This is a genomic window from Xanthobacter versatilis (genome assembly GCF_043193975.1).
In the GTDB taxonomy this organism is placed as follows: Bacteria; Pseudomonadota; Alphaproteobacteria; order Rhizobiales; family Xanthobacteraceae; genus Xanthobacter; species Xanthobacter autotrophicus_E.
Genome location: NZ_JBAFVB010000011.1, coordinates 130,394 through 143,644, shown reverse-complemented (window position 1 = coordinate 143,644; position 13,251 = coordinate 130,394). Strand labels below are relative to the sequence as shown.

Here is a 13,251-nt window from a genome sequence, read left to right as displayed (position 1 = left end):
GGCGCTCACTCCGGAAAGGTCACGCGCCGCTGCAGGCGCGCCAGGATCAGGTCGAGCACCATGCCCACGACGCCGATGAACAGGATGCCCACGATGACATTGGCGATGGAGAGGTTGTTCCACTCGTTCCACACGAAGTAGCCGATGCCGGTGCCGCCCACGAGCATCTCCGCCGCCACGATGACGAGCCAGGCGATGCCGATGGAAATGCGCATGCCAGTGAGGATGGTGGGCGCCGCCGCTGGCAGGATCACCGTGAAAGCCCGCCGCCATGGCCCCACTTCCAGGGTGCGGGCGACGTTCAGCCACTCCTTGCGCACCGCCCCCACCCCGAAGGCGGTGTTGAGCAGCATCGGCCACACCGAGCAGATGAAGATGACGAAGATGGCCGAGAGGGTGGAATCCTTTATGGTGTAGAGCGCGAGCGGCATCCAGGCCAAGGGCGAGATGGGTTTCAGCACCTGGATGAAGGGGTCGAGCGCGCGGTAGGCGAGCGGCGACATGCCGATGAGAAAGCCGATGGGGACCGCCACCAGCACGGCGAGCACATAGCCCAGCGCCACCCGGCCGATGGAATAGAGCAGCTGGAGGCCCAGCCCCTTGTCATTCGGCCCGTTGTCGTAGAACGGCCGCTTCAGGTTGTCCCAGAGCTTGGCCGCCACGTCGAGCGGCCCCGGCATGGCCGACTTCGCCCCCACGGTGGAGATGCCCATGAGCTTGGCATATTCCGGATCCAGCGCCGGCCCCGTGCTTGCGCTCGGGGTGACGGCGACCTGCCAGAGCACGCAGAAGGCGATGAACAGCAGCACCGAAAGCAGGCCGGCGCGCACGCCGAGGCTCTTCATCGCTCAGCTCCGCTTGATGGCGAAGGAGGCGACATATTCGGCGGGCTTTGCCGGGTCGAACACCTTGCCCATCACCGAGAACGACTTGGAGGTGGTGGCAGGCGGGGTGAGCCCCATCTCCTTCATCACCCTGGCGGCGTCGGTGGCGAGGAACACCTGGTTGGCCACCGAGGCATAGTCCACCTCGCCCTTGATCTGGCCCCAGCGCTTCATCTGGGTCAGCATCCAAACCGCGAAGCTCTCCCACGGGAACGGATCGAAATCGATGCGCTTGGGGTCGTCCTTGATGTTGCCCAGGCCGTCCGCGTACTTGCCCACCAGCACCTGCTCCAGCACCGTCACCGGCGCGTTGAGATAGGCCGGCGGGGCGATGGCCTCGGCGATGGCCTTGCGGTTCTCGGTCTTCGAGGCGTAGCCGGTGGCATCGACAATGGCCCGCAGTAGCGCCGCATAGGTGTTGGGCATGGTGGTGATGAACTCCCGGCTCGCCGCGAAGGCGCAGCAGGGGTGGCCGTCCCACATGGTCTTGGACAGGGAGTGGATGAAGCCCACCCCATCGAACACCGCGCGCTGGGCAACGTTGTCGGGGGCGAGGAAGCCGTCGATGTTCTCGGCACGCAGGTTCGCCACCATCTCCGGCGGCGGCACCACGCGCAGCTGCACGTCGGAGTCGGGATCGATGCCGTTCTCCGCCAGCAGATAGCGCAGCAGGTAATTGTGCATGGAGAAGTCGTAGGGAATGGCGAACTTCAGCCCCTTCCACGACTTCACGTCCATCTTGTCCTTATGCTTGATGCCAAGCGTGAAGGACTGGCCGTTGATGTTCTCGATGGCGGCCGTGACAAAGGGGATCGGGTTGGAACCGAGGCCCTGGGAGATGGCCAGCGGCATAGGCGCCAGCATGTGGGCGGCGTCATATTCCTTGTTGATGGTCTTGTCGCGGACCACCGCCCAGCCGGCGGTCTTCACCACCTCCACGTTCAGGCCCTGCTTGGCGTAGAAGCCCATGGGGTGCGCCATGATGATAGGGGTGGCGCAGGTGATGGGGATGAAGCCCACCTTCAGGTCGGTCTTCTCCGGCTTGCCGGTGGCGGCGAACGCCTCGGTCGCGGCGTCCAGCGGGAAGAAGGTGGCGAGCGCCGCCGCGGCGGTGGAGGCGCCCACCGCCTTGAGGAAGGCGCGGCGCTTCATATCGTTGGGAAACAGCGCTCGCATGAGGCCGGAGGCCACCACATCGCGGTAGCGCGCCTCGTCGCCCAGCCCCGCCGCCCGTTCCGATGCCGCGTGCTCCTCCTGCGTCGCATGGCGCCCGCACAGGCAGCGGCCGAGCTTGGACTTCAGCGAGAACGGGTTCGAGAACATCGACATAAGGGCGCTCCGGAAGACGAGTGCGAGGATTCGGCGGGCAGGTGACGCTTGGTGATGGCAATGCCCGTGCCACCCCTAGCCGGGGGCAGGCACCGGTGGCGGCGTGGCGAGGGCCTTGCGGGCGAGCATGTGGCTCTTGGGATCGTTGACCGAGCAGACCGCCAGCAGCCGATCCCCCGCGAAATACCGCACGCAGAAGCGTCCGGCGGCCACGTCACCCTCGGTTTCGGTGCGCTCGCAGCCGTCGAGGAGCCCCGCGATCTGGAGCTTCACATCGTATTGATCGGACCAGAACCAGGGGATGGGATCGTATACAACGCCACCACCCGTGATCGCTTTTGCGGCAGCCTTGGCCTGATCGATGGCATTCTGCACGGATTCAAGGCGAACCCGCCGGCCGTAGAGCCTGCTCGGAAAAGAGGCGACATCGCCGGCGGCATAGATGTCGGGCGCGCTGGTACGGGTGGCCTCGTCCACCCTTATGCCGTTCTCCAGCACCAGCCCCGCCTCGGAGGCCAGCTCCGCATTGGGCATCGCGCCCACGGCGGACAGAACGAGATCGGCCGGCAGCACCCGCCCATCCGCAAGTTCCACCCCCGTCACCCGCTCCGTGCCCACCAGCCGGGCCACGCCCATGCCGGTGAGGATGGTGACGCCATTGCCCTGATGCAGGGTGCGGGCGAAATCGGAGATGGTGGCGCAGGCGACGCGGGCGAGCAGGCGCGGCTGGCCTTCCACCACAGTCACTTCGAGGCCGAGCTTCTTCGCCTTGGCCGCCACCTCAAGGCCGATATAGCCGCCGCCGATGATGACGAGCTTCGCCCCCGGCACGGCTGAGGCACGGAAGTGCTTCACGTCATCGATGGAGCGGATGGAGAAGAGGCCCGCCAGTTCCGCTCCCGGCACCGGCAAGGCGCGGGCGCGAGTGCCGGTGGCGATCAGCAGCGCGCCGTAGGCGAGACGGGAGCCGTCCGCCAGCTCCACCGCCTTCTCGGCCGGCAGCAGGCGGGCGACGCGGGTGGCAAGGCGCAGCTCCGCCCCGGCATCCGCATAGAATTTGGGCGCCTTCAATTCGAGCCGGTCCTCGGTCATCTCGTCGCCGAGATAGGCCTTGGAGAGTGGCGGACGCTGGTAGGGCAGATAGGGCTCATCGCCGATGACGATGATATCGCCGGCATACCCTTCCGCCTTCAGGGAGGTGACGGCCTGCGCCGCCGCCTGCCCCGCCCCGACGATGACGACGGGGGCGCTCACAGCGCCGCCCCCGGCTCGCCGGCTGCGAGCGCGGCGGCGACAAAGTCCAGCCGGTCCTGGCCGAAATAGAGCTCGCCATTCAGCACATAGGAGGGCGAGCCGAACACCCCGGCCTCGATGGCAGCCACGGTGTTGCGCTGGACCTGCTCGGCGGCGGCCACGCTGTCGGACAGCTCCACCAGGCGCGCGCCATCAAGCCCCACCTCGTCGGCGAGGCGGATAAGGTTGGCTCGGTCGGAAATCTGGATGTCCCGCGCCCACACCGCGCTGAGGCAGGCGAAGATGAGGGCTTCGGGGTCGATCCCCTCGCCTTGCGCGGCGGCGATCAGTCGGCAGGCGGGCAGCGTGTCCGTGGGCCAGAAGGCCGGCTCGGTGGTGATGGGAATGCCGCGCAGCTTCGCCCAGCGCACGATATCCTTCTTGCGATAGGCGTTGCGCACGGGGGACTGCTTGGCCGGGGCGGTGGAGCCGCCCTCGGCGAAGACCTTCAGGATATCCACGGGCCGCCAGAGAATGCTGGCGCCGTGCTCGCGCGCGATGGCGACGAGGCGGGGGTGCCCCAGATAGGCATAGCCCGATTGCGGGCTGAAATAGCAGGTGATCTCGGGCACGTCGGAGGCTCCTTCGGTTCAGGCCGTGGCCGCCGCCGGATGCCCCTCCTCGATGGGGAGCGCCGGATCGCGCGACCACTCGTTCCAGGAGCCAAAATACATCTTCACGTCCTTCACCCCCGCTTCTTTCAGCGCGAGGAAGGTGTTGGAGGCCCGCGCCCCTTTGAAGCAGTAGAGATAGACCGGGGTTTCAGGTGAAATGCCCACCGTGGCGCACTCCGCCAGTATCTCGGGGGCGGACTTGAAGCGCGGGCCCTCGGCCGTGGGCTTCATCATGCGGTACCATTCGATCCACTTGGCGCCGGGGATGCGACCCTTGCGCGGGCAGAAGTCCTTGCCATAGGGCGAGGAGCTTTCGCCGATCCACTCGTCCACGTCGCGCACGTCGAGCTTGGCGACGGCGGGGTCGTCCACCGCCGAGAGCATGGCGGCGGCATCGATGATCACCGCGCCTGCGGCCTCGTCGACCGGGAACGTCACGGCCTTGGGCTCGGGCACCGCGGTGGTGACGGGCAGGCCGGCGGCCTCCCAGGCGGCAAAGCCGCCGTGCAGCACCTTGATCTTGGGATAGCCGAGGAAGGTGAGCAGGAAATAGCCGCGGCAGGACTGGCCGAAGCCCGAATTCATGGACTGCTCGTAGATGACCGCCGTCTCCTTGCCGGAGAGGCCGGCCTTGCCGAAGGCATCGGCGAACTTGGCGCGCAGCTCCGCATAGCCCTCGGGGGTCGAGGTGGCGAGGAAGGTGAAAATCTCATGGAGGTTGACCGCTCCGGGAATATGCCCGGCCGCGTAGCTCTCGGGATTGCGCGTATCGATGACGACCGTGGGCTCGGACAGGATCAGCGCGGACAGGTCGGGCGGCGAAATCAGAATGGTGCTCATGGTGATCCCCTCTCGCAGGGTGAATAACGAGGCAACCGGAAGATCTCGGGAGCTTTTCGCCCCTCGCTTGTTGTGAAGTGCAGTTCCGGCGCCGGTCTTGCGCGGCTTCATCACGCAAACCGGCGGCCGGTTTGACGAATGGGTTATGCCGGCATCTGGTCCAGCATCAGCTTCAACTGCTTGGTGGCCGGCGTGACGATGGCGACGAAATAGGCCTCGCGCAGGCGGCGCTGGCAGCGGCTGGCCCGCACATAGCCCCGCGCGCCGCAATGGAGCATGGCGTTGTGCGCGGCCTCCACGCTCTTCTCGCCGGCGAGCAGGCGGGCCGCCACCACCCGGCGCCAATAGTCGGGGCTGGTGTCGAAGGGTGTCTGCGCCAGCGCATTCACCTCGCTCTCCATGGCGGCGAGGGTCTCGGCCATGGCATCCGGCTGCACGTCGAGGAAGCGGTTGACGTGGCCGAGGGGTCCCTCCACCTCGCGCATCATGGCGATACAGTCGCGGATGAGGCCGATGGCCATGCCCGCCTGCAACAGGATGAAGCCGGCGCGCATGGTCTTCACGAAGGGCATGGCCTCGTGTGCCAGCACCATGTCGTCGGGCACGAACAGGTCGCGGACCTGCACCCCATAGGTGCCGGTGCCGTCCATGGACAGGAAGGGCTCGCAGGGCTTCAGCGTCACCGCCGGATCGGCGCAGTCGATGAGCGCCATCACCGGCTCGCCGCCCTCCAGTGCGAAGATGGCACCGAAGAAATGGTCGGGACCAAGGTTCGACACCCACGGCAGGATGCCCTTCACCCTGTAGCCGCCGTCCACGCGGGTGCCCTTCAGCTTGAGCGTCTCGATGCCGAAGAAGGACTTCATGGGATTGGAGAGCGCCGTGCCACCCAGCACATGGCCTGTCGCGGCAGCAGCGAGATACTTCGCCTTGGCCGCCGCGTTCTCGGAGTTGATAAGGTACCAGACCAGCGTGTTCTGGCACCAGGCCATGAAGGCGGATGAGGTGCACACCTCGGAGATTCGGCTCATGCCCTCGATGGCGGCATCGAGCCTGTGGCCCTCGCCAAGATGGAGTCGGAAGGCGCCGGCATCGGCGAAGCGATGCAGCAGGGTGGCCGGATAGGTCCCCTCGTCGATGGCGCGGGCCCAGGCGGAAAGGTCCGTCACCGCGATCTTGCCGATCTCGGCGAGGGCCGCTCCGGGATCAAGGTCGGACGCAGACAGATCATGCGGCGACAAGGCGGTCACGGCGGTCAACGACATGGCAATCCTCTGGTCCCGGAAGGCGGAAGGCGCGGAAGGCGGGGCACGCCCGCAGGAAGCGGGCATGCCGTGGAGCGGGTGGAAGGCCGGATCAGGCCAGCGCCACCTCAAGGTTGACCGGGCGCACGAAGGTGTTGGCCACCGGCGACCACTTGGTGACGTGGGAGATGAGGGCGTCCACCTCTTCCTTCGGCACGCCGTCGCATTCCATCTCCACCTTCACGCGCACGTCGGTGAAGCCCACCGGCTTCTCGCTGACATCGCCCGTGCCCCACACAGCGGTGATGTTGAGATCGCCTTCGAGCTGGAGTTCCAGCTTGCGCACGGTCCAGCCGCGATGCACCGCATTGGCATGCAGACCCACCGCGAGGCAGGAGCCCAGCGCCGCGAGGGAGGCCTCGGAGGGGTTGGGGGCGGTGTCGTCGCCGAGCAGGCCCGGGGGCTCGTCCACGATGTAGGGGGCAAGGTTGCGGATATAATTGGCATGGCGGAAGCGCCCCTCGGCCACCGTCTTGCACTTCAGCGTCTTGATGACCTTGGGGTCGGCCTTGCCGGCGGCGATGAGCTTCTCGAGCCCGTCCTTGTCGATGGGGGCAAGGCAGCCCGTAGTGGCCTCGGGCAGCAGGCAGCCGGTCAGGACGGTGTTGGATTGAGACATCCGGATCTCCTCGGCGGATATAGACAGACCGGTCTGTCTTATGCACGGCCTGTGCCACATCCAGAACCCGGGCGCCGAGCGGCGTGGAAAATCTGCTTCTTCAAGAGAAGAAAGGATTTTGCCCTGTCCATCGACAGGATTGCACGGCATGATTCCTGCCTGTAATTGACAGACAGGTCTGTCTTTGTGCCCGCCAAAGCGGCACGATGGTGAGAAGCGATGCAGCAGGCGAAGACGGCGCGGGCTCCGACGGCGAAAGCCCAGACAGCAAAGGCCCAGGCAGCAAAGGCCGAGCGCGCCAATCCCCACGCCCCGGATCCGGCTCCCGAGGCGGAACCCAACGCGCGTGAGCGCATCATCGCGGCGGCAACGCGCCTGTTCTGCCAATACGGCATCACCGCCGTGGGCGTGGACGCGGTGGTGGCGGAGGCGGCCACCGCCAAGGCGACGCTCTACAAGGCGTTCGGCTCAAAGGAACGCCTGGTGGAAGCGGTGCTGGAGCGCGAGGGCTCGGCCTGGCGCGACTGGTTCCTCGGCGAACTGCTCAAGGGCGAGGCAGCGCCGCTTGCCCGCCTGCGCCGAATCTTTCCGGTATTGCGCGAGTGGTTTGGCGACGAGCGCTTCTTCGGCTGCCCGTTCATCAATGCCGTGGCCGAGCACGACAAGCGGGACGACCGCATGCGCCAGATCGCCCTCGCTCACAAGAAGGTGGTGCTCGCGACCCTCTCGCGCCTCGCCGCCGAGGCCGGCGCGCGGGACCCCGAGGGCGCCGCCCACCAGCTGGGGCTGCTGATCGACGGGGCCATCGTCGCCGCCATGATCACGCAGGACCAGAACGTCGCCGTCCTGGCAGGAGAGGCAGCCGACCTTCTGCTGGCCCGCATGACCGCCGCCGAGGCCGCCTGAGGCCGGCCTTCAGGACGACTTGAGCCCGCGCTCCGGGCCGCACCCTCACGGGTTCAAGGCGGCTTTGGTCCGAGCCCGTCCCAGGGCTCCGAATTTCCGTCCGCGAGACTGAAATTCACCCCTCCCAAATGCGCAGTCCGACACGCTTGACGCTACGCCCCGGCGCCCTCAATACGGTCGGCAAAGAGGCTCGGGAGGAAATATCATGCGTATTCGCGCCGCCGTGCTCCGTGCGTCCCCTGTGAGCAAGCCCTACGGGCAGACGCGCCCGCTCTCCATTGAAACGGTTGAGCTCGCCCCGCCCCAGGCCGGCGAGGTGCTGATCAAGATCGCGGCGGCCGGCCTGTGCCATTCCGACCTGTCGGTGATCAACGGCGACCGTCCCCGCCAGCTGCCCATGGTGTTGGGCCACGAGGCATCCGGCGTGGTGGTGGAGCCCGGCCCCGGCGTCACCGACCTTGCCCCCGGCGACCATGTGGTGATGAGTTTCGTGCCCACCTGCGGCACCTGCCCCTCCTGTCTCGACGGGCGCGCCCAGATGTGCGGCCCCGGCCAGGCCGCCAACGGCGCGGGCACCCTGCTCGGCGGCGGCCGGCGGCTGACCTGCGACGACGGCACCGATGCCTATCATCTGTGCGGCATTTCCGGCTTCGGCGAATATGCGGTGATCTCGCGCCGCTCCATCATCAAGATCGACCCCGAGATGTCGCTGGTGGACGCCGCGCTGTTCGGCTGCGCGGTGATGACCGGCGTCGGTGCCATCGTGAACACCTGCGGGGTACGGCCCGGCCAGTCCGTCGCGGTGGTGGGCCTCGGCGGCGTCGGCCTCTCGGCGGTAATGGGCGCGGTGGCGGCGGGTGCGGAGCAGATTGTCGCCCTCGACCTGTCGCCGGCCAAGCTCGACATCGCCCGCTCGCTGGGCGCCACCGACACCTTCCTCGCCAACGATCCCGATGTGGTGGATGCGGTGAAGGCGGCAACCAAGGGCGGAGTAGACCACGCGGTGGAGATGGCAGGCTCGGCTCCCGCCTTCGAGCTGGCCTACAAGATCACCAGGCGCGGCGGCACCACCGCCACCGGCGGCCTCGCCAATCCCAACGCCCGGGTCTCGCTGCCCCCGGTGCATCTCGTGGCGGAGGAACGCACCATCAAGGGCAGCTACATGGGCAGCTGCGTGCCCCCGCGCGACATTCCCCGCTTCATGGCGCTCTACCAGCGCGGCAAGCTGCCGGTGAACCGCCTGCTCTCCTCCACCGGTCCGCTGGACGAGATCAACGAGGGCTTCGACCGCCTCGACCGCGGCGAGGTGGTGCGACACGTCATCGTCTATTGAGCGGGACGCGGCGGGAGAGGGTTCCCTTCCCCGCCGCATCGCAAGAGCCATTTGGCTGACGCGTTTTCTTCACGCGAACCGGTATCCACATCGCGTGAAAACGCTCTAAAGTCGCGCCGCATCGAACAGGAGAAGTCATGCGCGCCGTCATCCGTCTCGCCGTGGTCGCGGCGCTCGCCCTCGGCCTCGGCGGCTGCGACAAATGCGGCAACTGGTTCGGCCAGGGCAAGCCGAACGCCTGCCAGTCCGGCACGCCCAAATAGGCTGCCGGGCACCCAACGGCTTCACTGCACGTTGGGATTGGGCACGCGGCCCTTGTCCGCCTTCAGCCGCGCGATCTCGGCGCGGATGGGGCCGAACGGGCCATATTTGTGCTGTGCCTGCGAGAAGCCATCCGCATAGGGGCCGTATGGGGTGTCCACGGGCTTGTCGAGCAGGTCCGGGAAATCCCGGTCGAGCCCGTCGCGATGGGGCCGGTTCTGACTTACCACATAGGCCGCCACGTCCCAGGCCTCCTCCGGCGCAAGCACCGGCATCACCCAGCTGACGCCGTTCGGCATGTTGTCGTGGACGAAATTGGCGATGGTGACGAGCCGGTTCATGCCCGCGCCATCATTGAAGCTGTCCGGCCCCCAGAGCGGCGGCACCCCATAGCCGAAGCTCGCATCCGCCGCGTTGCGGCGCAGCCCCTCGCCGCCCGCCCGGTGGCAGGCGACGCAGGTCTGCGCATAGACCACCGCCCCGCGCACAGGATCCGCCGGCCTCTCCAGCGGCGGGATGGCACCTGCCCCCGCTCCCTCGATCTTCGCATCCTTCGGCAGGGCCGAGGACAAGAGGGTGAGATAGGCGAGCAGGGCGCGCATGGGCCGAGCGTCCCGCGGCATGGCACGTCCGTTCATGGAGCGCGTCATGCAGCTGTCGATGCGGTCCGCGAGGTCCGCCATTTCGCCGGAACGGGTGGAATAGCGCGGATAGTCCGCCGCCGCGGCCACCAGCGGCAGGCCGAACTTCTTGCGCCCGGCATCAAGATGGCAGTTCACGCAGGCGAGGTTGTTACCGGCGAAACGCTGGGCCGGGTCCGCCGCGTCCGGGCCCATGTGGCGCGCGCTCGCCTCCAGCACCGAGCGGCCGTAGCGCACCAGGCGCCCCTCCTCATCGTCCGGCAAAAGATCGATATCGGGAATGTCCCACACCGCGATGCGGGCGTTGGCGCTGGCGAGACTGGCCGCGAGCCCGGCGGCGCTTCCGCCCGCAGGCGGGGTAGGCGTGGCCTGCTGCCCCAGCGCCGCCCCCGAGGTGAAGGCCCCCACCAGGATAAGGCCTGCCAGCAGGCTCCCCGCCGCCACGCGCCGCCCCGTGCCCTGCTGCATCTCTTCCCCCGGATTGTTTCTGCGGTACCCGAAAAGGCCCGTCTTTGTTGCATCGCCGGCATGGCGCGGCTATAAGCGCGCCTTCGTTCGCGGCATGCGCCCCCCTGGAGGCGTGCTTGCGGCCGAAGACGCGTGCCCGCATCGCGACATGCGTCGTTGTAGAATCTTATCAATGTTAGGACGAGTGCCATGACTGCCATCAAGGAACTGAAGGCTGTGGCGCGCCCGCGGGCCGGCAAGGGGGCCGCCCGTGCCGAGCGCCGCGCCGGGCGCGTGCCCGCCGTGATCTACGGCGAGAAGCAGGAGCCGGTGACGATTTCGCTGAACTTCCGCGAAATCAACAAGACCATCTATGCCGGCCACTTCCTCACCACGCTGTTCGAGATCGACGTGGACGGGACCAAGCACCGCGTGATCCCCCGCGACTACCAGCTGGACGTGGTGAAGGACTTCCCCCTGCACGTGGACTTCCTGCGCGTCTCGCAGGGCGCGACCGTGACGGTCGAGGTGCCGGTGCACTTCCTCAATCAGGAAGCCTCCCCCGCCCTCAAGGCCGGCGGCACCCTGAATGTGGTGGCCCACGCCGTGGAGCTGGAATGCCCGGCCGAGTCGATCCCCGCCTCCGTCGAGGTGGACCTGACCGGCGCCGCCTATGGCGACACCTTCCACCTGTCCGGTATCAAGCTGCCCGCGGGCGTGACCTGGGCCGGCCATGGCGATGACACGCTGGCCACCGTCGTCGCCCCGTCGGGCCAGGCGGATGCCGCCGCCGAGGACGCCGCCGAAGCCGCCAAGGCCTGAGTTCGCAATCTCCATCCTGCTGTCACACCGACAGCAGGATGGTCCAGAACGTTCGGGCCGGAGGCGCCACATGTTCCTGTTCGCAGGGCTCGGCAATCCCGGCCCGAAATATGCCGGCAACCGGCATAATATCGGCTTCATGGCGCTCGAGGCGATCTGCCGCCGCCACCGCCTCGGCCCGCTGCGCCGCCGCTTCCAGTCCTTGGCGGCAGAAGGCGAGATCGCCGGCGAGAAGGTGATCGCGCTGTTCCCCGAGACCTACATGAACGAGAGCGGGCGCGCCGTTTCCGAGGCGCAGCGCTTCTACAAGATCCCCCTCGACCACATCTTCGTCTTCCACGACGAGTTGGACCTGCCTCCGGCCAAGCTGCGCATCAAGAAGGGTGGCGGCAACGCCGGCCACAACGGCCTGCGGTCCATCACCGCCCAGTGTGGCAACGACTATTTCCGCGTCCGTCTCGGCATCGGCCATCCCGGCGACAAGGCGCTGGTGCATGCCTACGTGCTCAACGACTTCGCCAAGAGCGAGAAGCCGTGGCTCGACGCCGTCTGCGACGCCTGCGCCGATTTTGCCGACCTGCTCGCTCAGAAGCGGCCGGAGGAGTTCCAGAACCGCGCGCACCTGTTCCTCGACGCCCAGGGCTTCGGCGAGCAGAAGCGGGTGGGCGAGAAGGGCTGAGGCGCAGGCCTTCGCGGACCGATGCGGCCCGGCGTGATGGTCCGGCGGGTTGCGGAGCCACGCCGTGAGGGGATATGCGGAGGGCAAGAGCTGTCCCCGCGACATCCCTCGCCAATCTGACACTGCTGCCCCGATACCGGCCGGCGGCCAAACCTGAGCGTTCCATGGGCTTCAAATGCGGCATCGTCGGGCTTCCCAACGTGGGCAAGTCCACCCTCTTCAACGCGCTCACCCAGACCGCGGCGGCGCAGGCGGCGAACTATCCGTTCTGCACCATCGAGCCCAATGTGGGTGACGTGGCGGTGCCGGACCCGCGGCTCGACACGCTGGCCGAGATCGCCGGCTCGGGGGCCATCATCCCCACCCGCCTCACCTTCGTGGACATCGCCGGCCTGGTGCGCGGCGCCTCCAAGGGCGAGGGGCTCGGCAACCAGTTCCTCGCCAACATCCGCGAGTGCGACGCCATCGCCCATGTGGTGCGCTGCTTCGAGGACGGCGACGTGACCCATGTGGAGGGCAAGATCTCCCCCGTGGACGACATCGAGACCATCGAGACCGAGCTGATGCTGGCCGATCTCGAAAGCCTCGAGAAGCGCGCCGCCGCGCTGGAGAAGAAGGCCAAGGGTGCCGACAAGGAGGCCAAGGAAACCCTCGACCTCATGAACCGGGCCCTCGTCCTGCTGCGAGAGGGCAAGCCGGCCCGCCTCGCTCAGGTGAAGCCGGAGGAAGAGAAGCTGTTCTCCCAGCTCGGCCTCATGACCGCCAAGCCGGTGCTCTATGTGTGCAACGTGGAGGAGGCCTCGGCCAAGGAGGGCAATTCCCTCTCCGCGCAGGTGTTCGAGCGGGCCAAGCTCGAAGGCGCCAAGGCGGTGGTGGTTTCGGCCAAGATCGAGAGCGAGATCGCCGTCCTGCCCCCCGAGGAGCAGAAGGACTATCTGGAGGCCATCGACCTGGACGAGCCCGGCCTCAACCGGGTGATCCGCGCCGGCTATGACCTGCTCCAGCTTCTCACCTATTTCACGGTGGGGCCGAAGGAAGCGCGGGCCTGGACCATCACGGCCGGCACCAAGGCGCCGGCGGCGGCGGGCGTGATCCATTCGGATTTCGAGAAGGGCTTCATCCGCGCCGAGACCGTCGCCTACGACGATTATGTGAAGTTCAAGGGCGAGGGCGGCGCCCGCGAGGCCGGGCGCTTCCGCCTCGAAGGCAAGGAATATGTGGTCGCCGACGGCGATGTGCTGCACTTCCGCTTCGCCAACTGAAGCCACGAGGGCGATGG

The 13,251-nt window shown here is 67.4% G+C and carries 14 protein-coding genes; 6 read left to right on the top strand and 8 right to left on the bottom strand.

Annotated elements, in window-relative coordinates; translation table 11 throughout:
- Nucleotides 1-5: 5 nt before the first annotated feature.
- The 7 genes from ntrB to V5F66_RS19115 all read right to left on the bottom strand — a co-directional run bounded on the left by ntrB (nucleotide 6) and on the right by V5F66_RS19115 (nucleotide 6,883).
- The gene (gene ntrB / locus V5F66_RS19145; RefSeq protein WP_394052036.1) at nucleotides 6-845 is read right to left on the bottom strand and encodes a nitrate ABC transporter permease; all 840 of its coding nucleotides are present in this window, start codon (nucleotides 843-845) and stop codon (nucleotides 6-8) included.
- A gap of 3 nt (nucleotides 846-848) precedes the next feature.
- Entirely contained in the window at nucleotides 849-2,213 is a 1,365-nt protein-coding gene (locus tag V5F66_RS19140; RefSeq protein WP_394001572.1) for a CmpA/NrtA family ABC transporter substrate-binding protein, read from the bottom strand.
- 75 nt (nucleotides 2,214-2,288) lie between these two features.
- Nucleotides 2,289-3,467: an NAD(P)/FAD-dependent oxidoreductase gene (locus V5F66_RS19135; protein ID WP_394094504.1), complete on the bottom strand. Its 1,179-nt coding sequence runs from the start codon at nucleotides 3,465-3,467 to the stop codon at nucleotides 2,289-2,291.
- Nucleotides 3,464-4,078 (bottom strand): 2-hydroxychromene-2-carboxylate isomerase, encoded by a 615-nt coding sequence (locus V5F66_RS19130; RefSeq protein WP_394001568.1) that lies wholly within the window; start codon nucleotides 4,076-4,078, stop codon nucleotides 3,464-3,466. Before V5F66_RS19130 ends, V5F66_RS19135 begins: the two co-directional genes overlap by 4 nt.
- An 18-nt stretch (nucleotides 4,079-4,096) precedes the next feature.
- Nucleotides 4,097-4,960, bottom strand: a complete 864-nt coding sequence (locus tag V5F66_RS19125; RefSeq protein ID WP_394001566.1) for a sulfurtransferase — start codon at nucleotides 4,958-4,960, stop codon at nucleotides 4,097-4,099.
- 143 nt (nucleotides 4,961-5,103) lie between these two features.
- Nucleotides 5,104-6,225: an acyl-CoA dehydrogenase gene (locus tag V5F66_RS19120; protein WP_394001564.1), complete on the bottom strand. Its 1,122-nt coding sequence runs from the start codon at nucleotides 6,223-6,225 to the stop codon at nucleotides 5,104-5,106.
- A 91-nt stretch (nucleotides 6,226-6,316) separates the two neighbouring features.
- Entirely contained in the window at nucleotides 6,317-6,883 is a 567-nt protein-coding gene (locus V5F66_RS19115; RefSeq protein ID WP_049775937.1) for an OsmC family protein, read from the bottom strand.
- Between the two features lie 219 nt (nucleotides 6,884-7,102).
- On the opposite strand from V5F66_RS19115, the gene V5F66_RS19110 reads away from it, so the two are divergent.
- From V5F66_RS19110 to V5F66_RS19100, 3 genes are all read left to right on the top strand, one after another.
- Complete coding sequence (locus tag V5F66_RS19110; RefSeq protein ID WP_394001562.1) at nucleotides 7,103-7,789, top strand: TetR/AcrR family transcriptional regulator; 687 nt, start codon at nucleotides 7,103-7,105, stop codon at nucleotides 7,787-7,789.
- 205 nt (nucleotides 7,790-7,994) lie between these two features.
- The gene (locus V5F66_RS19105) at nucleotides 7,995-9,122 is read left to right on the top strand and encodes a zinc-dependent alcohol dehydrogenase family protein (RefSeq protein ID WP_012114631.1); all 1,128 of its coding nucleotides are present in this window, start codon (nucleotides 7,995-7,997) and stop codon (nucleotides 9,120-9,122) included.
- A gap of 137 nt (nucleotides 9,123-9,259) precedes the next feature.
- Complete coding sequence (locus tag V5F66_RS19100) at nucleotides 9,260-9,385, top strand: hypothetical protein (RefSeq protein WP_269149865.1); 126 nt, start codon at nucleotides 9,260-9,262, stop codon at nucleotides 9,383-9,385.
- A gap of 21 nt (nucleotides 9,386-9,406) precedes the next feature.
- On the opposite strand, the gene V5F66_RS19095 is transcribed toward V5F66_RS19100, so the two are convergent.
- Complete coding sequence (locus tag V5F66_RS19095; protein ID WP_012114629.1) at nucleotides 9,407-10,492, bottom strand: c-type cytochrome; 1,086 nt, start codon at nucleotides 10,490-10,492, stop codon at nucleotides 9,407-9,409.
- 189 nt (nucleotides 10,493-10,681) lie between these two features.
- Here V5F66_RS19095 and V5F66_RS19090 point away from each other — a divergent pair, with 189 nt between their 5' ends.
- The 3 genes from V5F66_RS19090 to ychF all read left to right on the top strand — a co-directional run bounded on the left by V5F66_RS19090 (nucleotide 10,682) and on the right by ychF (nucleotide 13,234).
- Complete coding sequence (locus V5F66_RS19090; RefSeq protein WP_012114628.1) at nucleotides 10,682-11,293, top strand: 50S ribosomal protein L25/general stress protein Ctc; 612 nt, start codon at nucleotides 10,682-10,684, stop codon at nucleotides 11,291-11,293.
- 70 nt (nucleotides 11,294-11,363) lie between these two features.
- Nucleotides 11,364-11,972 carry an aminoacyl-tRNA hydrolase gene (gene pth, locus V5F66_RS19085; RefSeq protein ID WP_012114627.1) on the top strand — a complete coding sequence of 203 codons (609 nt, stop codon included), beginning with the start codon at nucleotides 11,364-11,366 and terminating at the stop codon, nucleotides 11,970-11,972.
- Nucleotides 11,973-12,136: 164 nt separating this feature from the next.
- Nucleotides 12,137-13,234 (top strand): redox-regulated ATPase YchF, encoded by a 1,098-nt coding sequence (gene ychF, locus V5F66_RS19080; protein ID WP_041575534.1) that lies wholly within the window; start codon nucleotides 12,137-12,139, stop codon nucleotides 13,232-13,234.
- The last annotated feature ends 17 nt before the right edge of the window (nucleotides 13,235-13,251 follow it).

Bases quoted from the DNA above. Each gene is read 5' to 3' on its own strand.
- V5F66_RS19115 (WP_049775937.1), bottom strand. From the start codon at position 6,883: ATGTCTCAATCCAACACCGTCCTGACCGGCTGCCTGCTGCCCGAGGCC.
- V5F66_RS19120 (WP_394001564.1), bottom strand. From the start codon at position 6,225: ATGTCGTTGACCGCCGTGACCGCCTTGTCGCCGCATGATCTGTCTGCG.
- ntrB (WP_394052036.1), bottom strand. From the start codon at position 845: ATGAAGAGCCTCGGCGTGCGCGCCGGCCTGCTTTCGGTGCTGCTGTTC.
- V5F66_RS19100 (WP_269149865.1), top strand. From the start codon at position 9,260: ATGCGCGCCGTCATCCGTCTCGCCGTGGTCGCGGCGCTCGCCCTCGGC.
- V5F66_RS19110 (WP_394001562.1), top strand. From the start codon at position 7,103: ATGCAGCAGGCGAAGACGGCGCGGGCTCCGACGGCGAAAGCCCAGACA.
- V5F66_RS19095 (WP_012114629.1), bottom strand. From the start codon at position 10,492: ATGCAGCAGGGCACGGGGCGGCGCGTGGCGGCGGGGAGCCTGCTGGCA.
- V5F66_RS19090 (WP_012114628.1), top strand. From the start codon at position 10,682: ATGACTGCCATCAAGGAACTGAAGGCTGTGGCGCGCCCGCGGGCCGGC.
- ychF (WP_041575534.1), top strand. From the start codon at position 12,137: ATGGGCTTCAAATGCGGCATCGTCGGGCTTCCCAACGTGGGCAAGTCC.
- V5F66_RS19140 (WP_394001572.1), bottom strand. From the start codon at position 2,213: ATGTCGATGTTCTCGAACCCGTTCTCGCTGAAGTCCAAGCTCGGCCGC.
- V5F66_RS19125 (WP_394001566.1), bottom strand. From the start codon at position 4,960: ATGAGCACCATTCTGATTTCGCCGCCCGACCTGTCCGCGCTGATCCTG.
- pth (WP_012114627.1), top strand. From the start codon at position 11,364: ATGTTCCTGTTCGCAGGGCTCGGCAATCCCGGCCCGAAATATGCCGGC.
- V5F66_RS19105 (WP_012114631.1), top strand. From the start codon at position 7,995: ATGCGTATTCGCGCCGCCGTGCTCCGTGCGTCCCCTGTGAGCAAGCCC.